The following is a 19,405-nucleotide window of genomic DNA, read 5'->3' on the forward strand; positions in this document are numbered from 1 at the left end:
TCGGAACTACTCGTCTAGGAGTTGAGGTAGGCCAGTACGGCCAGGACGCGCCGGTTGTCGTCTGCGGAGGCCGCCAGTCCCAGCTTGGTGAAGATGCTGTTGGTGTGTTTGCTGACGGCCTTCTCGGACACGAACAGCTTGGCGGCGACCGCCGCGTTGGAGCGTCCTTCGGCCATCAGGGCGAGCACCTCGCGTTCCCGTTCGGTGAGGGACTGCACCGGGCTGGCCGCCTTCTGTCTGACCATGAGTTCCGACACCACCTTGGGGTCCATGACCGTACCGCCGTCCGCGACCTGGCGCAGCATGCCGACGAAGCGGCGCACGTCGAAGACGCGGTCCTTGAGGAGATAGCCGACGCCGCCGTTCTGGTCGGACAGCAGCTCGCGGGCGTACATCTGCTCCACGTGCTGGGACAGGACCAGGACGGGCAGCCCGGGGACCTGTTGGCGGGCCTGGATCGCGGCCTGCAGGCCCTCGTCGGTGAAGGTCGGGGGCAGGCGCACGTCGACGACGGCCACGTCCGGGCGGTGGGTGAGCAGGGCGCGCAGCATCGCGGGCCCGTTGTCCACCGCTTCGACCACGTCGAATTTGTGTGCGGTCAGCAGTTGTGCCAGGCCCTCCCGCAGCAGGGCCAGGTCTTCGGCGATCACCACGCGCACGGCAGCTCCATCCTCACCACGGTCGGTCCCCCCTGCGGACTGTGGACCTCCAGTACTCCGTCGAAGGCGGCGAGCCGGCGTTGCAGCCCGCGCAGGCCGCTGCCGCCTTCGGGGTCGGCGCCGCCGCGGCCGTCGTCGGTGACGCAGGCTTGCAGCACGCCGTCCGCGTACCACAGGCGCACCCCCACGCGGGACGCGCCGCTGTGCTTGGTCACGTTGGCGAGCGTCTCGGCGATCACGAAGTAGGCGGCCGACTCGACCGGTGGCTGCGGGCGAAAGGGCAGGTCGATGGCCAGCTCGACGGGGAGCGGCAGGCCGACCGCCAGCGCCCGGACCGCGCCGTGGAGTCCGCGTTCGGCCAGGACGGGCGGATGGATGCCGCGGACCAGCTCGCGCAGTTCGGTGAGTGCCTGGCTGCTGGAGTCCATGGCGTCGGCGAGGAGGGTGCGCACCATCTCGGGGTCCTCCTCCAGCAGGGTGTCGGCGAGGCCGAGCTTCATGCCCAGGGACACCAGGCGGGCCTGGGCGCCGTCGTGCAGGTCCCGCTCGATGCGGCGGAGTTCGGCCGCCTGGGACTGCACGGTCTGCAAGCGGGTCTCGGTCAGCCGCTCGACGCGCAGGGTGAGGCGGGCGCTGCGGGTGGGAGCCAGCAGCAGCCGGCTGAAGCGGCCGTGCGTCCGCACCAGCGGCCCGGCGCTCAGCAGCCCGAGGGCCACCAGTGCCGCTCCCTGGGGCATGGCGAGGCAGGCGTCGGTCTGGTCGGCGATGGGCCAGATCACCCCGAAGCCCCAGTGCGGTCCCATGTCTTCCCAGAGGACGGGGGTCACGAGCAGGCCGTTGAGGCCGTAGGCGACGAGGGAGGCGGGCAGCAGACCAAGGATGAGGCCGAGGGGCCCGTCGAGGAACAGCCACAGTACGTCGCGCCAGGTGGCCGGGTCGGACAGCAGACGACGGCACTGCCGCAAGGACGCGGAGACGTCGTGGGGTGCCGCTTCCACAAGATGGCGGTAGGGGGTCTCGATGAGGGTGCCGGTCCACTCGCCGGCCGTCCGCCGGTGGTAGCCGGCCAGCGCGCGGACCGCGGCCACAACGACCGGCAGGATCAGGACGCCCACGCCGACGGCCAGGGCGAGCAGGGTCAGGACGGTGACGGTGAACAGGGCGACGCTGCCGATCTGGGAGAGCACCGCGACCACCAGGCCGCGCGCGCACCAGCGCAGCCGCCCGGCCCCGCCGCCGCCCGCCGCCGGGCCGGCCACGCGACCCCGTGCGGTCACCACCGGTCCACCGCCGCCCGCCGCCGGACCGCTCCGGTCCTCCCCGCGCCGCCCGCCGGCCTTGGGGTCCACGCCTCGCACACCTGGTTCCGCCCTCCCCGGACCCGGGGCACTTCGCCCCGCGCGCCTCATCATCGCAGTACACGCAGGCGGTACGACCGGCCGGTCCGCCCGCCCGCGTCCACCAGCATCGCCGCCGCACGGGCCGGGCGCAGTGGAGGAGGGCCCTGGGGAGGGTGGAGTTTTCTCCACCCCCTGTGTGGGCGCAGGCCCCTGGGCCGGCGAGCGGCTCCTCCATAGCGTCGGCGGTGTGATCGCGTCTTCCACGCGACAGGTACAGGAGCTTTGAATGGACACCAACGCAGTGGCCGACGCAGTCCGGCTCAACGCGGTTCGCAAGGTCTACCGCGAGGGCGCCCACGCGGTGACCGCACTGGACGGCGTGAGCCTGTCCTTCCGGCGCGGCAGCTTCACCGCCGTGATGGGACCCTCCGGTTCGGGCAAGAGCACCTTGTTGCACTGCGCGGCGGGGCTGGACCGGCCCACCTCGGGCACGGTCCTGCTGGACGGTGAGGACCTCGGCGGGTACGACGAGACGGCGCTGACGAAGATGCGGCGCGAGCGGATCGGCTTCGTCTTCCAGTCCTTCAACCTGCTGCCGGCTCTGACGGTGATGCAGAACATCACGCTGCCGTTGAAGCTCGCCGGCCAAAAGCCGGACCGGGCGCAGATCCAGGAGGTGATCCGCCGGGTGGGTCTGGACTCCCGGACGGGGCACCGTCCCGCCGAGCTGTCCGGCGGCCAGCAGCAGCGGGTGGCGATCGCGCGTGCCCTGGTCACCGGCCCCGCCGTGGTGTTCGCCGACGAGCCGACCGGCGCGCTGGACACCCGTACCGCCCGCGAGGTGCTGCGGCTGATGCGCGAGTCCGTACAGGCCCTGGGGCAGACCATCGTGATGGTCACCCACGATCCGGTGGCGGCCTCCTACGCGGACCGGGTGGTCTTCCTCGCCGACGGCCGGTTCGTGGGCGAGGTGGGCAACCCGACCGCCGAGATGGTCGCCGAGCGGATGACGCGCCTGGGTGCCTGGGCGGACGAGGGGGGCGCGGATGACCCGCGGGCCCGCACCGCGACGGGGGGCGGATACTGATGCTCTCCCTGGCCCTGAGCACCCTGCGCCACCGCAAGGGTGGTTTCGCCGCCACGTTCGTGGCCATGTTCTTCGGCGCGGCCCTGATCATGGCCTGTGGCGGGCTGATGGAGAGCGGCGTGGACAACGCGGTGCCCTCCCAGCGGTTCGCCGCGGCCCCGGTGGTGGTGGCCGGCGACCAGTCCTACGCGTCCTCGTGCCTGGCCGAGCGGGTCCGGCTGGACTCCGGCGCGGTCCGCCGGGTCGCCGCCGTGCCGGGCGTCCGCGAGGCGGTCCCCGAGGTGTCCTTCCCCGTCGCCGTCGTGCGCGAGGGCCGCCCGGTGACCGCCCTGCCCGACAGCGTCGCCCGTGCCGACCACCGTCCGCTGGGCCACGGCTGGGAGTCGGCGCGCCTGGCGCCCTACCGCCTCACCCACGGAACCGCGCCGACCGCCGCGCGGGAGGTGGTCCTGGACGCCGACCTGGCCAAGGCGGCCGGTGCCGTGGTCGGTGACAAGGTCCTCGTCACGGTCCAGGGCCGCCCGCGGGAGTTCCGGCTCACCGGTGTGGTCCGGCAGGCCGGCGGCCGGGACGCTTTCCAGCCCGCCGTGTTCTTCACCGACGCACAGGCCCGCACGCTCAGCGGTCACCCGCGGGCGGTGGACGCCATCGGCGTCCGGCCGGCATCCGGCACCGACGCGGAGGCGCTCGGCCACCGCATCGAGCGGGAACTGGGCGGCAAGGCCGTGGCGCTGACCGGTGACGAGCGAGGCCTGGCCGAGTTCCCCCAGGCCGCCGCGAGCCGCCGCAACCTGCTGATGCTGGCCTCCATCTTCGGGGGCTGGGCGGTCCTGGTGGCCATGTTCGGGGCGGCGTCCACGCTGGGCCTGACGACCCGCCAGCGCCTGGGCGAGATGGCTTTGATGAAGGCGATCGGCACCACCCCGAAACAACTGCGCCGCATGATCCTGGGCGAGACGCTGGCCGTCTGCCTGGTGGCGTCCGTGCTCGGCTGCCTGCCCGGCGCGCTGTTCAGCCGGCTCCTGTTCGACAAGCTCATCTCGGCCGGAATCGTCTCCGCAGCCGTGGAGTTCAGGCTCGGCGCACTGCCGGGCGCCGTGGCGGTAGCCGCCTCGCTGCTGGCCGGCGTGGGCGCCGCGTACCTCACCGCCCGCCGGATCGCCACCACCCGGGCCACCGAGGCGCCGGCACAAAGCGCGAGGGACAAGCGCCGGCCGGCCCGGGCCCGCATCATCTGGTCCGCCCTCTTCCTGCTCGGCGGTCTCGCACTGGCCGCGACGACCATGACGATGCCGGTGGACGACACCACGGCCGGCATCGCAGCCCCCGCCTGCATCCTGTGGGCGATCGCCCTGGCCCTCCTGGCCCCCGGCTGCGCCACAGCAGTCGTGGCCGTCCTCAAGGTGCCACTCCGTGCGGTATCGGGGCTGCCGGGCAGGCTCGCGATCCTCAACTCCCGGATGCACGCGCAGCCGATGGCCGCCACGGTCACCCCCATCGTCCTGCTGACCGGCATCGCCACCGGCACGCTGTACATGCAGCAGATCGAGGACGCCTCCCACCGCGCCGCGCGGACCGGTGTCCTGCGGGCGGACCACGTCCTGACCTCACACACCGGCGGCCTCGCCCCCGGCACGCTGGAGAGGGTCCGCAAGGTTGCGGGCGTCACCGCGGCCTCGGCGTACGTGACGAGCACCGGCTTCGTGCAGGAACCCGGGGACCCGCAGCAGACCGCCGAGGGATGGCCGCTCCAGGGCGTCAGCGATGACCGCAACCTCTCGGTACGCGCCGCCACCGGTTCGCTGGCCGCCCTGCGCGGCAACAGCGTGGCCCTGCCCGTGGCGCACGCCGCATCACTGCGGCGCGCGGTCGGGGACACGGTCACCCTGCGGCTGGGTGACGGCGCCCCGGTGAAGGTCACCGTGGTCGCCACCTACCGGCCGCAGGGCCTGACGACCTCGCTGCTGCTGCCCGCCGCACTGCTGGCGGCCCACACCACGGACGGGACACCCACGCAGATCGTGGTGCAGCGGGCCCCGGGGGCCGACCCGGGCACGGTCACCGCGGCACTGCGCGCGGCGGTCGAGGACCAGCCGGGGGCCCAGGTGTCCGGCAGCGGCGCGCTCAGCGCCGACCGCACCGCCGGCCAGCAGCAGCTCGCCACCATCAACTACCTGGTGGTCGGCATGATCACCGGATACACCGTGATCTCGGTGGTCAACACCCTGGTCTCGGCCACCGGGCGAAGGCGCCGGGAGTTCGGCCTCCAGCGGCTCACCGGCTTCACCCGGCGCCAGGTCATGACCATGATGGCGGTCGAAAGCGGGCTGACCGCGGTGACCGGGATCCTCCTCGGGTCGGTCGCCGCCACGATCACCGTCTTCCCGTACAGCCTCGCCAAGCTGGACCGTGTCCTGCCCTGCGTACCGGTGTGGATCTACTGGGCGGTCGTGGCCGGAGCGGCGACCGTCACCCTCGCGGCGACACTCCTGCCGGCCTGGCGGGCCACCCGGTTCCGCCCGGCACAGGCAGCCACCTCCGCCACCTGAAAAACGGCGCCGCGGCCGGCACACGCCCCCCACCACCCGGCCGCGGCCCGCACAACGCCCTCAGACGCTGATGGACCACACCCCTCTGAGACGCTGATGGACCACACCCCTCGCCCCTCCCGCCGGACCGCCCCCACCGCCGCGCGAAGCGGCCGACAACCGCAACCGGCAACCGGGACAGCAGGGGTGCCCCGCCGGTGGCGCCATCCCACAGGCACACCGCACCGCCGACCCGCACCGCCGGCCCGCACCGCCGAAGTCCGCCGGCCCGGCTGCGCGAGCGCGGTAACACCACCAACACGACCCGATGATGCGGTGCGGCCGGAACCGGTCCCCGCAAACAATGACATGCACTTCGGGTACCAGCCGGAGAAAACCCGCGCCCCAGCAACGGCGAAACGGACCAGCCGAGCGACGGCATCCCCAGCGGCCGGCCGGCAGACTCATCCTCCCCCAGCTACGGATAGGCAGGTACGGACATTGCAGCACCCGGACCGGATACACACCCCACACCCGCCCCGCACCCGGACCGGATACACACCCCACACCCGCCCCGTCCGCTCCCGCACCACCCGCCACGGCTCGACACTGCCCCACACGAGGCACTGCCCTCACCACCAGCAGATCACGCAGTACCCCCCCCCCCGCATCTGCGCCATGCCCTCACCGTTGCCCACAACCCTTCTTCCAAGAAGACACCCACTCACCACCCCACCCCTAAGGCGGTGCCGTGCGGGAGGACGTGGTCCCGGCCCAGAGGCGGACCGCCCCCTTCCGTCAGGACCGGCCAACGAGGCGGACAGCCGCAAGGGGCCTCGTCATTCCCGCAGCAGGCCGAGCGCCGGACGCGTCCGACATTGATTCCGGGGCTGCCGGGTAGAACCGGCTCATGGCCGAGCAGCGATTGCCTGGCGGCAGGACAACCGGAGCGGTACGCCGTGACGGCGCGGTCCACCGACCCCTACAGCCATGGACGCCCGCGGTGCATGCGGTGCTGCGCCACCTGGAGGCGGCCGGGCTGCAGGGTGCGCCCCGGGTGCTGGGAGTCGACAGCCAAGGGCGTGAGGTGCTGACCTATCTCGACGGTGAGACGGCGGGCGAGGACCTTCCCTGGCCCGCCTGGGTCTATTCGCAGACCGCACTGGAGGACGTCGGCCGGTGGGCCCGGACGCTGCACGATGCGACCCAGTCCTTCACTCCGCCACCCGATGCACGCTGGCTCGCCGGCCAGGCCTGGCGGCCCGGCCTGATCATCGGCCACCACGACGCCGCCCCATGGAACGCCGTCTGGCGCGACGGGCACCTGGCGGGCTTCTTCGACTGGGACACCGCCGGCCCCCAAACACGCGAGTTCGACCTGGCCTTCATCGCGCTGACCTGGGTACCCCTGCACACGCGCGGGTTTGCCGAACGTACCGGCTTCACCGCCTTCACCGACCGCTCCCGGCGGCTGCACCGAGCTGGTCGAGCCGCCGACGAGAAGCATCTGAACAAGGCCATCGCCCGCTACTGCCGTGTCGATCTCTTATGCGTCGACGAGCTCGGCTACATGGAACTTGACCGACACGGCGCCGAACTCCCCTTCCAGGTCCTGACCGGGCGCGAGGAGAAGAACAGCGTCGCCATCGCCTCCAACGAGTCCTTCGGTGGCTGGACAGAACCTTCACGGACCCGCGGCTCTGCGCGGCCATCGTCGACCGGCTGACCTTCAACGGCACCATCATCGAGACCGGCACCGACACCTACCGCCTGGCCAGCACCCGCGCACGAGCCGAAGAACCTGCCAAGGCCATCTGAGTGCCAAACACTCAGGGATCTTGAACCACGGTTCCTTGGTGGTAGAGAACCGTCCAGCCGTCGGCACCCTGCTGCCAGATCGTTGCCCGCCGTGTTCTCCGCCCGTTGAGGACCAAGGTATACGTCAGCAGATAGACTTCCGCTGCCAGTTCCTGGCAGCGGAAGTCGGAGGTCTCCCACTCCTCGGCCAGTGGAGACTTATAGCGTTCCTCGAGGACATCGAGAACGTACGCACGGCTGTAGCGCCGTCCTGACGCGCCTGTCTCCCAGAAGTCCGGGGCTGCCATGACCTCAAAGTCAGCCCTTGTCGTTCCGAACTCGGGTCGGTGGAAGAGCGGTTCCCTGCGGACAAGCTCATCGAGCACGCCGCGCAGTCGATCGTCGGTCACGAGGTCGGGTTCCATCTTCACTACATAACACGACCGAACCCAGCCTGGCATCCCAATTGGTATCCCACCCCGGATGACGACCTGCTCGACGTTCAAAGGCGCTGCTCTCTGCCGCTACCTCCTTCGACGGCCAGCCGTCCTGACGGGCGACTGGCCGTTCCGCCTTCGAGGCCGTGTCAGTGCCGTCATTTCTGCTCAACATTCACGAGCCAGTCGATCACTGACTGCCTTCGAAACCCGTCGACAAACGCTGTTCCTAGAGATGAACGAAGCCAGCACGTTCCACACGTACTCCACCAGGCGGTGATCGCAGAAAGGGACGCGGACCTGAATGCCTACTGCCATGCTGGCCCGGTCCTTGCGGTGCAGCGGGGCCGGCAACCAGTGGGTGAAGGCCATGTAGAACACTTCGCGCAGGCGGGCGTCGGTGTCGTTCTCGCCCTCCGGGCGGGGCACCTCGGCCATCGTCTCCAGGTAGCGCTGGCGCGCGTACTCCTACGGCTTGATCTCGGCGATATGCGTGTTGTGCAGGAGGTCGGCGAAGGCATGGCCTTCGCGCAGCCAGGGGACGCCATCGTGGTGGAGGGTCGGGGGGCCTTGGAGGTTGTAGTAGCCGCCGAATACCTCGTCGGCGGACTCACCCGACAGGGCGACGGTGGAGTGTTCCCGTACCCCCTTGAATAGCAGGTGCAGGGAGGTGTCGAAGTCTCCCCAGCCGGGAAGGTCAGGGAAGTGCAGGCCGATGTCCTGTGCTCGATGAGCAGGTCGTTGCTCAGCACGATGGGAGGACCATCAGGTGACTTCCGGCTTGCTGCTGGTGATCTTGTCGCTGCCGACGAAGTCGACGGCCAAGCTGTCCGGCGTCTGACCGGTGGAGGCACGCAGGTTCTTCGCGGCCAAGGCGGTCATGGTGCTGGAGTCGACGCCGCCTTCGACCGCATTGGCCACTGCGGCACCGGCACCACGCCGATCGGCGATGTCACCCCCGCCTGCCGCGACGCTGCCACCTCGCCCGTGACCTGCCTGTCGGCGGCCTCATCGTCAAGGGCCTCCCGCACCGTCATCCGGGCGGTCTCCACTCGGGAGAGCGTCTCCTCGAACGCTCCCAGTCTGCTCGTTCGACTCGGCTGCCTGTGCTCGAAGTTGGGCAACACGCTCACGGACCGTCGCCTCCCGACGCTCCAACTCCGCAAGCAAGGACACCATCACCCCACTCCCGCACCGAGAAAGCAGGAGCGATCAGCACCCTTGACCAGCCCGCCCGCGTGAAATGCCAGATCAGCCAGTCATTCGAAACGAGCCGGGCCCGTCCGACAAGGGCCCCGGTCCAGGTACAGGTACAGGTACAGGGGTACCGTGGTGGTGCCGGAGGCGGTCCGGTCTCTGTGGGTCCGGTCGGCGAGCACGCCGCGTGCGGGTGCCGGAGGCAAGGCGGGCGTACGCGCGGGAACAGTGGAGGTGATGCTGCGGCATGATCTCCCTCGGTCGCCGGGGTGTGGGGGCCGAGGCCCAGAGGCAGCGCCGGCGCTGGTGTGTGGAGGCCGGAGCGGGGCGCAGGGGCCTGTGCCGGGGCGCGGGTGTGGCTCAGGCCGGCTGGGACCGCCACATCTCGGTGCCTTTGCCACGACGGCAGCCGCGCCCTCGGCGGAGCTGCGCGGCATGGCATAGCTGCTCGCCGGGTCAGCCTTTCCGCAGGGTGTAGAAACGGATCTGCGAGTTCGGCTGAAAGCCGATCCGCGGATACACGGGGGCCCCGGCTTCGGTCGCGTGCAGCGTGGCGCGGGTCAGCCCGGTGGCCAGGTGGCCCTCGTACAGGGCCTTGCGGGTGACCGCCTCGCCGTACCCCCGGCGCTGCCACCGTGGGTCCGTGGCCACGAACGCGACGAACAGACGCCCCGCGGCTTGGGTGGTGGCCGCGCATGCGACCGGTACGTCGCCTCGCATGGCCAGATAGGCGTACATTTCGTCCTTCCAGAACGGGAGGCCGACCAGGCCGTCACGGCCGTCCTCCAACGGGAGGCCGTAGGCCCGCGAGTTGAGGTCCGCGTAGGCCTGCAGGTGTTCGTCGGTGCTCACGCGTACGAAGGTGAGGTCGGGGTGGGCCGGCTCGGGGAGGGGGAGCAGGTCGCCGGCCATGCCCGTACCCGCAAAGGCGTACTGGAGCCCTGCCTGCTCGGCCGCCGTGGCCAGCGCGGAGCGGGCCCCGGCGTCGAGCAGGTCCTCGAAGAGCCACAGGAAGCCCGGCTGCTTCTTCGAGCGCATGATGTCGGCTGCCTGGCCCAGGCGCTGTCCGAGGAGCTCCGCCTGGCCGCCCGCGCCGGTCAGGGCGGCGCAGTTGAGGAAGGAGAGACGGCTGTCGGCCCAGCGGATGGCGATGCCCGGAAGGTCGCGTACGTCCGCCCCCGCGTCGCGGGCGAGCACCAGGGCCCGCCAGGCGACGGTGAGCTGCTGCACCGACTCGATGCTCTCCGGGCCCGGCACCGGCGGGGCGGCGGGAGTCCTGTACGTGCCGTGTGGTGTGGGTTTCATCAGACGATGCCTTCGAAGTCGTCGTCGTGGGACTGGGCCGTGCGGGAGCGCCGCTGGAGATAGGAGCGGCGCCCGAAGCGCCACCACAGGGCAGCCAGGATGAGCGCCGCCAGTGTGGCGAGGGGGGTGTAGTTGAACGTGATGGCGGTGACCGGGCTGGTCTGCGGCAGCATGAACAGCACGGTCGCCGTGGCCGCCCACAGCACCGCGATCCAGCCGATCGGGCGGCTGAAGCGACCCAGGTTCCAGGGCCCGGGCGCCCACTTGTCGCGGTGCCGCAGCCGCAGCAGCACCGGGATGGCGTAGGCGGGGGTGAACCCGACGACGGAGATGGCCGTGACCGCGGAGAAGGCGCCGGCGGAGTACAGGGACGGCAGGGCGAGAACGAAGGCGACGACGACGGCGAGCCAGACGGCGTTGGCGGGGATGGCGGTGCGGCGGCTGACCTTCTGCCAGCGGGTCCAGCCCGGCAGGGCGCCGTCCCGGGAGAACGCGTAGATCATGCGGCTGGCGGCGGCGGTGACGGTGTAGCCGCACAGGAACTGCGCCACGATGATCATCAGCAGCAGGGCCTTGGCGGCGGCCACGCCCAGCGCGTCCAGGAAGATCTGTGCGACCGGCACGCCGGTGGGGCCGGCCAGGGTCGCGGCGTAGTCCTGGACGGCGAAGAGCAGGGCTGCCAGCAGGACGCCGCCGGCGATCCAGGACACCGCCACCGAGCGGACGATGCCGCGGGCCGCGGTGACGGAGGCGCGGGTGGTCTCCTCGCTCAGGTGGGCGGAGGTGTCGTAGCCGGCCAGGGCGAAGCAGGGCAGCAGCATCCCCAGCAGGATCACGTAGACGGGGGCACTCCAGCCGGTGCTGTTGGTGAACTCGCTGAAGACGAAACCGGCCGGCTGATGGCGGGAGGGGACCAGCGTCAGGGCGCCGATGATGACGACGGCTCCGGCCAGGTGCCACCAGGCGCTCAGAGACGTCAGGACGTTCATCAGCCGGGCGCCGAAGAGGTTCAGGACCGCGTGCAGTACGAGGATGACCGCGTACAGCGCCAGCAGGGCCCCGGGGGACAAGGTGATCCCCCACTGCAGGTTCGCCCAGGCGGCGGTGAACGTAGCGATGCCGTAGTCCTGGGCCGCGATCCCGGCCAGCAGGCCCAGGAGGTTGAGCCAGCCGGTGTACCAGCTCCAGCGCTCACCGCCGAGCTGGCGGGCCATGAAGTACAGCCCGCCGCTGGTGGGGTAACGGGAGGTGATCTCGGCCAGCGCCGCCGCCAGGCACAGCACCAGCGGCCCGACGGCGATCCATCCCCACATCACCACGGCGGGGCCGCCGGAGTTCAGGCCGAAGCCGAACAGCAGCAGCGTCCCGGACATGATGGAGATGACCGACAGGGACGCGGCGAAGTTGCCGAACGCCCCCATGCGCCGGTGCAGTTGCTGGGCGTAGCCGAGCTCTTTGAGAAGGCGCTCGTCATCGTCCAGCGGCTCGGGCCGCTGCCGTCGTGCATGTGCTGAAGTACGCATCGTCAATCTCCGCACAGGGAAGCAGAAGGACAAGACCGAATCGGCCGGGGCGTCAGGGGGACGTGGCGGAGCTCGCCCGCAGAGCCGGCGGAGCTTCACGGGCCCTTCCCTCCGGCGGGCCGGTTCCGTGCCCGCAGGCAGGCACTGCGGGTGGTCTCGAAGTCCTCTCGCCACCGGTGCGGGTGCTGCGCGACGTACTGCCAGGGGGCCGGGGTGGCAAAGTCGCCGATGGCCTTGAAGACGGCCGCCGCCTCGCCCCGGAACCCGCCCGCCACCAGCGCGTGCGCCAAATAGTTCAGATCGGTCGGGGAACTGGTGACCGTGGTGCAGCGGCTGAACCAGTCGGTGAAGGCCCGGGTGATGGCCGGCGCGAGCAGCCCATCGGCCCACTCCGGGCTCAGCGTGGCCTTGCCCTGGTCCCGCCGCGCCCGGTAGCCCTCCATGTAGGCGTACAAGGGCAGAAGAAGCAACGGTGAGCCGAGGGGGGCCTTGGAGGCCGACCAGCGCGCGAAGTCCATGGCGACCCCCTGCCGGGACAGGTGTGCCGCTCCCGGGCCGACCTGGAGCACGCGGAGCATACGGTGCCATGCCTCGCGGTTGTATGCGTCTCGCTGGTGTGCTGCTTGCAGGAGCCCCCACGGCCCGGGGGGCAGGAGAAACTCCGGCGGCGGCGGAGCCGCACGGTGCTCCGGGAACCGGCCGTCCGGGTCCGTCTCGGCCAAGGCGAGGCGGCAGACGACGGCCACCGGGTCGGCGGGGTTCACCTCGGCGGCCCGGTCGCACGCCTGCCGGGCCCGGCTCGCCAGTTCGTCCAGGTGCCGGGACCGCCCGGCGTCCCTGGCGTGCCGCCTGCTGCGATAGGCCTCCAGTGCCCGCTCAGTGAGGACCCTGGCGTACATCATCTGCGCGGCGATGCTTTCCGGCTCCTCCTTCAGCCACAGCTCGACGGTGTTGCCCCGCGCGGCGAAGACGCTCAGCACCTGGGTCCGCGCGGTCCACTGCGGCCAGGTTCCCGTCTCGGCCAGCACCTGCCGCATCGCCATCCAGTGACCCGCCTTGACCTCCTGCACCGCCGGATACAGGGCGGTGTCACGGCCCGCCGGGTGATAGCTGACCATCAGCGCTCCCCCCAGGCGGCCTGGATGCCGGTGGGGTGCAGCGGGCCCTGCGCAATGCCCTCGCCGACGCCATGTCCGGCTGAAGAGGCAGCACCGCGAACGGCAGCACCATGGCGGAGCTGATGGTGCCGCTCGGCCGAAGCCGGGCCGGTGCTGACCGCGCCGGCAGCCACCGGTCTGCAGCACAGCGGGATCCGGCCGGCCGGCAAGCCGCGCCCAGGCGGTATCCGCGCCTTCACCCGGTGACCGCCGGGCCCGGCAGGCCTGCCGGGAGTTGGGATGCGTTTCCGTGACGGGCCGTACGGCATCGCACGGTGAGGGGCGCGGCGGGCCGTGCCCGGGCCGCCGCGGGCAGCACCGCCGGACGGTGGTTGCTGGGGACACGACACCAAGTGGTGCGCAGACGCGGCCATGGATGCGGAAGTCCTCTGGGCAGAAGGGGTGCGTGGTCTCGGCGGGGACACCGGACGCGGGGACGCGGGCGGAGCCGACGCGCAAGCAGAGCCCCTGCGCAGGCTGTCCCACGAGCGCCCAAGCCGCCGGGGCGCGGGCATGACAGCTACCTAAGCGCCCCGGGCGGCGCAGGGCCAGAGCCGCGCGGGGTTGTTCGGTTGTAGCAGCGTTGGCAGTAAAACCCCGTACGCAAACCCTGCTCGCCGGCGCCGGCGGCGATATCGACCGCCTCCGCGGGTGAATCCGCAGCCGTCGAAGTGGCGGACGCCAGTTCCCTCGCCCCACGCGGGGTCGGCGCACTGCTCCGAACCGGGAGTTCACGTGCAGCCAAGCGGCCAGTTCCGTCCTCGCGCGGTCAGGCCGTACCCGCCATGTCCCGGGCCCGGGGACGTGACCTGGCCACCGCCACCGCGGCCGACGGGTCCGCCGCCTACGCGCTCAACGCCGGCCACGCGCAACGGCTGATGCCGGCCGCCCTGCCGCATCTGCGGGCGGCCGGCGGCGAATCGGCCGTCCTGAACTCGTTCATCAGCAGGTGGAAACCCAGCCCCCAGGCCAAGTACGGTGCAGCCAAAGCCGCGCTGCTCAGCACGGCCGGAACCCTCGCCAACGACCTCGGCCCCGGCCACGTCCGGGTCAACGTCTATTCCCCGGGTCGGTGCTCATTCCCGGCCGCCGCTGGGCCCGGCTGCAGGAACAGGAACCTCAGGCGTTCGCCCGCTTCACCGCACAGCTCCCGGGCGGGTAGCTGGTCACACCGCAGGAGGACGCCTGCACCGTCGTGTCGCCCGCACCGTCGTATTCCTGCTCTCGCCTTGGTCCAGCGGTGTCTCCGGTGCCCGCATCCCCGTCGACCGGGCACGAAACGCCCCACACCGGACGGCTACTGACCGCTCAGGCCGTCTGCAGCACCGGCTGCGCCGCCCGCAAGAAGCCCTGCACCGCCGGCTCTTTGTTGAACACGCTCACCCGCTGGCCGAAATCGCGCAGGGCCTGCACCGACCGCTGACTGCGGACCAACTCCAGGCCTTTGAGCGCGGCGTGCGCACAGGCCAGCGCCTCGTCCAGCCGCTGCTGCTGAAGGCAGGCGGTGGCCAGCATCGCCTGGCTGATCGCCTGCCGGCGCCGCCGATCGGTGTTCGCCCGCACCGAGGCGTCCGCCATCTGCTCGGCCTGCCCGGCCTCGCCCACATCCCGAAAGACGAAGGCGGCCTCCGCCTCCCAGTAGTGGCGGTCGAGGTAGCGCACCCACGGCGACTCCTGCTCCGCACCCCGGCTCCGTCCCAAGGCGGCCTCCGCATCCTCCAGCGCCCGCAGAGCCTGCTTCGGGCGGCTGCTCGCGGCACAGCCGCGCGCCACCATCATGTGCAGCCGCATCAGCCCCAGCGGGCTGCCCGCGTGCCGTGCCGTCTGCAGCCCCGCCCGGGCCAGATGCACCCCGTCCTGCGGATGGCCCAGGCTGGTGGACAGATGTGACAGCCCTGCCAGGATCTGGCCGGCCAGCACCAGATCCCCACCCTCCTGGCACAACCGCAGCGCCTGGATCATGTACCGCTGCGCGAGACCGTACTCGCCGCTGTCGTAGCTGCTCCAGCCGGCCAGAGCCCCGAGCCGGGCCGCCGCGGTGAACAGCGGGCCACGCTCTTCGGCGCTCATCCCCCGGCGCAGCATCGGCAGGACCTCATGGTGCAGGTAGAACAGGATGCTCGAACGCACCTCCTGGCCACCGAAGGTGTTGTCCACCTGGTCGAAGGCGGTGATCATCGCCTGCACCACCGCCACCCGGCCCCGGCCGAGACCGCGGCCGGCGCCGGGGCCTCCGACTGCTCCCACGCCCACAGCAGCCAGCCTCGCTGCGGCGCGAGCAGCGCACTGCTGACGAACGGCACCAGCCCCAGCACGTCCCGACAGCCGACATCGTCCGCAGTGAGGTCGGACAGCGTCTGGAGCACCTCGCCCACGTCCTCGCCGTACCGCAGGGAACGGATCACCACCGGTGGCCCCTGCTGGGCAGCGAACCCGATGTCACACGGCTGCACCACCCGGCCCAGCGCCTCCGTCAGCACCCCCGCCACCAGCCATATCGTCTCCGTACGAGGGGGCCGTCCGCCGATCCACCGGGACACCGACGCCTTGTCATAGCGCGTGCCCCGCCCCTGACGGCGTGCAAGGGCATTCACCCGCGCAGCGAACGACTGATAGCTGCAGCCCGTTTCCCGCAGTGTGGCCGCCAACGCTGCGTTCCTGCCACTCTCAGGAGCCTGTCCGTTGGCCGTCATGGCTCCCATCACACTCCGTGCCGTACGGCTGGCCGCTTCTGCTGAGTCATCCACGTCCGAGACACACATCCGCCCGCGACGGCAGAGCAGCGGGCGGCGCCACCAGCAGACGCCGAAGTCCCCTACCGTGTCGCCGTGTTGCGTACCGCGATCACTATGCTCACCGTGTGACCTCAGGTGCAACCGAGTCGGGAGTCACTTTCAGACGATTCATGATGCCCCTCGACACCACACCGTCGGTACGCCGTCAGCCTGTCGCTGAGGCGCCTCAGGGCTCCAGGGCTCCAGGACCCGCGGTACCTGAGCCGCCCGGCCGGTGATCTCCGGGTCGATATCGACCGTCGTGACCTCGCCGCCCTCGCCGACCAGCTCCGCCAGATATGCCGCGCTCAGGCCCCCGGAGCCGATCTCCAGCACCCGCATCCCTGGCCTGATCTGGGCCTGCTCCAGCATGAACGCCTGGGTCTGCGGCGCGCTCACCGAACTCGCGGCCACCCCTCGCTTGTTCCGCTTGATGACCAGGGCGTTGCAGGGGCGGTAAGCGTCCTCCAGGCTGGCCCCGGGAGTGAACCGGTGCCGCTCGACCTTACGCATCACCGCCTCGACGTTCTTCGAGACGATCTCGCCACGCTCGACGAGCTGGTGCGGTTCTTTCTGAGTGAGGGACGGGGAAGCGAGACGAATACCTGTTTCAGCAGCAGGCCGGGCACGCGTTACCGTGCGGCAAGATCAGAGGAGGGACTGTGGCACTGGTCAGTAAGGGCTCGCGCCGCATTGTCGTGGACGGGGAGACCTACCGGTGGCGGCTGCGCCGCAGGCCCACTTACAGCCAGGGACTGTGCTGGACGCCCTGCACCTACGCCGTCGAACACGCCGATCGCCCGGGAACGTCACTGGTGATCACCACCGACCAGCCGCACTCCAGCAACTGGATCGGCAGAACCGGCACCCCGATTCTTCCCTCCGACGTAACGGATCACATTCGCACCGCGCTCGCGCGAGGCTGGGCCCCGGATCGCCCGGGTTCTCCCTTCGAGCTGGACCTCTCCCACGGGTTCGTCTCCGGGTACGGCTCTCTCTGAAGGCAGTGACTGTCAGGTCGTGAGAGCGTATCGGTGCTGGCCGGCTGGATAGAGACGCTGATGCTCGGCGGCGCGGTAGTGCTCCCAGCAGGCGTCACGGTCCTCATTGGCGGCGACGGTACGGAGTTCCAAAACCGCCTCGGCACCGTCAAGGCCCCAGCGAGCTCCGCCGATGTCGAGGCGGTCGGCGACGAGGTGGCGTGCGGCTCCTTCGAGGATCCCGGTGGCGATGGGCCAGCCGGCCTGGAGGGCTCGGTCGTAGTGGAGGAACCCGCGAAGAGACTCATGGTGTAGCGGATTTTCTCTCAGGAGCGGTGCAGACTCACGGAAGTGATGGCCGCCGGCACTGGGTGGTCGCCCTCGGCCCCTGGCGCTGAGAGCGGCATCATGGTTGCGGTGAAGTGGCGGTTGCTCCGTTTCGGGGGGTCGCCTCGCCAGGTTCTGCGTCAATGCGGCAAAATGCGCGGCGTTCATTCGCCCATGTCCCCAGCCTCTGAGCGGATTCGGCCACGGCACTGTCGGCTCGGCGGTAGCGTGGCATCTCAGCCCAAAGGCGATTGTCCGGAAACTTCGTCAGCTACCTGGTCTGTGTGGCCAGCGGCGCCCACTTCAGGGTGAAGACGGACCCGGTCCGAAAAGCGAGCGGATCGACCTCCAGGCGCCCTTCGACCGCCTCGGGCCCGGTGCGCGCCACCACGAGGGTCGGTTTGCAGACGTCCGTCATCACCATCGCCGGGTGATCTACGTCGAGCCATTTGAACAACGGCCGGGTCAGGTCGGGCACTGGGTCGACGACAGTCGTGAACAGCGTGGGGATCTCGACTCGGATGTCGCGGACCGTCCACATCAGCCGGTCTCCCCACGACTCGCTTGCCGGGTCCTCGACGGGATCGCCTGGGGCGTCGTCCCACTGCGGCTCAGGGGTGTCCTGACTCAGCCGTTCGAAGCGCTCGATGACGATGAGGCGTGGTTTTCGGCCCGCGATGAGTCTTTGGGCGCTGAGGTTGATATGCGCTGCGGTCGGCGTGGGAGTCATGTCGATGAAAAGTGACGCAGGCCGGGTGGCAGGCGGGTAACCGGTGAAGAGAACCACGGGGGTGCCAGCTCGCGCGGCATGGACCGCGATGTCCCGGCCGACCTTGGCTTCCCGGCTACCGCGCTGTGCGACGATGCCGGCCTTGTGGCGGAAGCTGAGATCGGCGAGTGGCGTCAGACCGGGCCACGGGGTGGGCACCGTCTCTGCTGCCTCGCGTACGTCATCGACGGTTTCGGTCATCACGTCTCCGGTTCTGGAGCTGCGTCCTTGCGAATGTACCGTGCAGCGAACGTTTTTCGAGGCTGGTCCGTTGTGCCATCTCCGCGTCGTCCCGGGGCAGTGGCCCTGGGCCCGTTCACCGTGTGGCGCAGGCGGGGCAGGCGGCCTGTTCGGGGTTGTGGCGGCGGCGTCGGCAGATGCACCAGGGCCAGTCGAGGCATTCGGGGCACTGGGTGTGCGGGGGTGTGACGGGCCGGCCGCAGGTTCCTCCGCGGCCGGTGCACTCCGGGATCGGGGGCCGGTAGCTGATGGCGTCGGCGAGCGAGCGCGCCGACGCCGGCTGGCCTTCGGCTTCGTCGTCTTCCTCGGCCTCGTCGCGCCGGGGGGCGAGCAGCCGTCCGCCGCGGCAGACGGTGCACGGTTCGTCGTCGCGGTCGGGTCGCTCCGGTGGGGCCGGGAGCCAGCCGTCTTCACAGTGGCCGTGGCAGGCGGTGGGGGCCAGCAGCCACACCGCGACGTCGTCGGGTCCGTAGCCGTCGCGGTGCCCGTCGGCCTTGCGCTTAAGGGGGCGGCTTGACCAGCTCTTCCACCAGCGGCGCTCGATGCGGGCGGCGAGCCGGGCCGGGGTGTGCCGCCGCAGTTCGTCGTGGACGAGGTCGACGACGGCGGGCGGGACGCCGCCGCCGCAGGCCAGGACGAGCTTGTCGGGCAGCGCGGCCAGCACCGCACGCAAGGGGTCCTTCGCGCTCGGCGCGGTCTGGCACGCGTCGCACTGGTCCCGGTCCCAGGAGCGCGGGAAGTAGATGCGCGCCCACTTGCGGCGGCGGTCCTTGCGCTTTTCGGGCTCGACGCGCGTGATGCCGGCCGCGTACTCGGGGCGCTCGGGCAACGGCCCGGAGCAGGTGCGGCAGCGGTCCCGGCAGGTGCGGCAGCGCTCGCCGTTGGAGGTCAGAGCCTGGCAGGAGGGGCACTCGCGTCGGCATACGGAGCACAGGTGGTCGTCGGGGTGGGGCTGAGCCAGCCAGCGGTGCTCGCCCTGGCAGCGCACGCAGCGCCGGGTGTCGGTCTCTTCCCGATGGGTGGGCAGGACGGGCCGGCCCGGGCACTGGTCGCAGCGGATGACGGCCCGGTCAGCGGACGGGCGCAAAAACGTGCTCATGCGATGCTCCCGGCGTCGGGGTGGGCGAGTTGATCAGCGTAGCGGTGGTTTCCCGGCGCAGCGTGCCGCCGTGCCCGCTGGCGGCGTGGCTACCCGCGGGCTGTACCGGCCGCGGTGATGACCCGTACCGGAATCGATGCCGTCCGCGCTGCGTCCACGACACGTGTGAGGCGCGCCGGGTCCGGC

General features: G+C 71.0%; 15 protein-coding genes and 5 pseudogenes. 6 read left to right on the forward strand and 14 right to left on the reverse strand.

Annotated features, from left to right (window positions below):
• Positions 1–14: 14 nt before the first annotated feature.
• Complete coding sequence (locus KGS77_RS00100; RefSeq protein WP_242577830.1) at positions 15–659, reverse strand: response regulator transcription factor; 645 nt, start codon at positions 657–659, stop codon at positions 15–17.
• Positions 647–2,008 carry a sensor histidine kinase gene (locus KGS77_RS00105; RefSeq protein ID WP_242577832.1) on the reverse strand — a complete coding sequence of 454 codons (1,362 nt, stop codon included), beginning with the start codon at positions 2,006–2,008 and terminating at the stop codon, positions 647–649. Before KGS77_RS00105 ends, KGS77_RS00100 begins: the two co-directional genes overlap by 13 nt.
• Positions 2,009–2,285: 277 nt before the next feature.
• Between KGS77_RS00105 and KGS77_RS00110 the strand changes: the two genes are divergently transcribed.
• The 4 genes and pseudogenes from KGS77_RS00110 to KGS77_RS00125 all read left to right on the forward strand — a co-directional run.
• Positions 2,286–3,086: an ABC transporter ATP-binding protein gene (locus KGS77_RS00110; RefSeq protein WP_242577834.1), complete on the forward strand. Its 801-nt coding sequence runs from the start codon at positions 2,286–2,288 to the stop codon at positions 3,084–3,086.
• On the forward strand, positions 3,086–5,635 hold the full coding sequence (locus tag KGS77_RS00115; protein ID WP_242577835.1) for an FtsX-like permease family protein: 2,550 nt from the start codon (positions 3,086–3,088) through the stop codon (positions 5,633–5,635). Before KGS77_RS00110 ends, KGS77_RS00115 begins: the two co-directional genes overlap by 1 nt.
• Before the next feature lie 889 nt (positions 5,636–6,524).
• A pseudogene (locus tag KGS77_RS00120) lies at positions 6,525–7,055 on the forward strand (phosphotransferase); the annotation flags it as partial.
• A 48-nt stretch (positions 7,056–7,103) separates the two neighbouring features.
• Positions 7,104–7,432, forward strand: a pseudogene (locus KGS77_RS00125) (ATP-binding protein); the annotation flags it as partial.
• Positions 7,433–7,443: 11 nt separating this feature from the next.
• On the opposite strand, the gene KGS77_RS00130 reads toward KGS77_RS00125, so the two are convergent.
• From KGS77_RS00130 to KGS77_RS34490, 6 genes and pseudogenes are all read right to left on the reverse strand, one after another.
• Positions 7,444–7,917: a hypothetical protein gene (locus KGS77_RS00130; protein ID WP_242577837.1), complete on the reverse strand. Its 474-nt coding sequence runs from the start codon at positions 7,915–7,917 to the stop codon at positions 7,444–7,446.
• 99 nt (positions 7,918–8,016) lie between these two features.
• Positions 8,017–8,565: pseudogene (locus KGS77_RS00135) on the reverse strand (asparagine synthase C-terminal domain-containing protein).
• Positions 8,566–8,613: 48 nt separating this feature from the next.
• Positions 8,614–8,769 carry a hypothetical protein gene (locus KGS77_RS00140; protein ID WP_242577838.1) on the reverse strand — a complete coding sequence of 52 codons (156 nt, stop codon included), beginning with the start codon at positions 8,767–8,769 and terminating at the stop codon, positions 8,614–8,616.
• 732 nt (positions 8,770–9,501) lie between these two features.
• Positions 9,502–10,350, reverse strand: coding sequence for a GNAT family N-acetyltransferase (locus KGS77_RS00145; RefSeq protein ID WP_242577840.1), 849 nt, complete (start codon positions 10,348–10,350; stop codon positions 9,502–9,504).
• Positions 10,350–11,873 (reverse strand): amino acid permease, encoded by a 1,524-nt coding sequence (locus KGS77_RS00150; RefSeq protein ID WP_242577842.1) that lies wholly within the window; start codon positions 11,871–11,873, stop codon positions 10,350–10,352. Before KGS77_RS00150 ends, KGS77_RS00145 begins: the two co-directional genes overlap by 1 nt.
• 95 nt (positions 11,874–11,968) lie before the next feature.
• Entirely contained in the window at positions 11,969–12,991 is a 1,023-nt protein-coding gene (locus KGS77_RS34490) for a hypothetical protein (RefSeq protein WP_277994162.1), read from the reverse strand.
• A gap of 824 nt (positions 12,992–13,815) precedes the next feature.
• On the opposite strand from KGS77_RS34490, the gene KGS77_RS00160 reads away from it, so the two are divergent.
• Complete coding sequence (locus KGS77_RS00160) at positions 13,816–14,334, forward strand: SDR family oxidoreductase (protein WP_242577844.1); 519 nt, start codon at positions 13,816–13,818, stop codon at positions 14,332–14,334.
• 4 nt (positions 14,335–14,338) lie between these two features.
• Here the strand turns inward: KGS77_RS00160 and KGS77_RS00165 are convergent, their stop codons facing one another.
• From KGS77_RS00165 to KGS77_RS00175, 3 genes and pseudogenes are all read right to left on the reverse strand, one after another.
• Entirely contained in the window at positions 14,339–15,208 is an 870-nt protein-coding gene (locus tag KGS77_RS00165) for a hypothetical protein (protein ID WP_242577852.1), read from the reverse strand.
• Complete coding sequence (locus KGS77_RS00170; RefSeq protein WP_242577854.1) at positions 15,205–15,624, reverse strand: hypothetical protein; 420 nt, start codon at positions 15,622–15,624, stop codon at positions 15,205–15,207. The genes KGS77_RS00165 and KGS77_RS00170 overlap by 4 nt, the downstream gene beginning before the upstream one ends.
• 405 nt (positions 15,625–16,029) lie before the next feature.
• Positions 16,030–16,407: pseudogene (locus tag KGS77_RS00175) on the reverse strand (methyltransferase, FxLD system); the annotation flags it as partial.
• Positions 16,408–16,466: 59 nt separating this feature from the next.
• On the opposite strand from KGS77_RS00175, the gene KGS77_RS00180 reads away from it, so the two are divergent.
• Positions 16,467–16,805, forward strand: a complete 339-nt coding sequence (locus KGS77_RS00180; RefSeq protein ID WP_242577863.1) for a hypothetical protein — start codon at positions 16,467–16,469, stop codon at positions 16,803–16,805.
• Positions 16,806–16,817: 12 nt separating this feature from the next.
• Here KGS77_RS00180 and KGS77_RS00185 read toward each other — a convergent pair.
• The 3 genes and pseudogenes from KGS77_RS00185 to KGS77_RS00195 form a co-directional block, all read right to left on the reverse strand.
• Positions 16,818–17,072 (reverse strand): annotated as a pseudogene (locus tag KGS77_RS00185) (ISKra4 family transposase); the annotation flags it as partial.
• Positions 17,073–17,382: 310 nt separating this feature from the next.
• Entirely contained in the window at positions 17,383–18,081 is a 699-nt protein-coding gene (locus KGS77_RS00190; protein ID WP_242577865.1) for a hypothetical protein, read from the reverse strand.
• A gap of 115 nt (positions 18,082–18,196) precedes the next feature.
• Entirely contained in the window at positions 18,197–19,219 is a 1,023-nt protein-coding gene (locus KGS77_RS00195) for a hypothetical protein (RefSeq protein ID WP_242577867.1), read from the reverse strand.
• Positions 19,220–19,405: the final 186 nt, after the last annotated feature.

Origin of the sequence: Streptomyces sp. MST-110588, from assembly GCF_022695595.1 — a bacterium.
Lineage (GTDB): Bacteria > Actinomycetota > Actinomycetes > Streptomycetales > Streptomycetaceae > Streptomyces.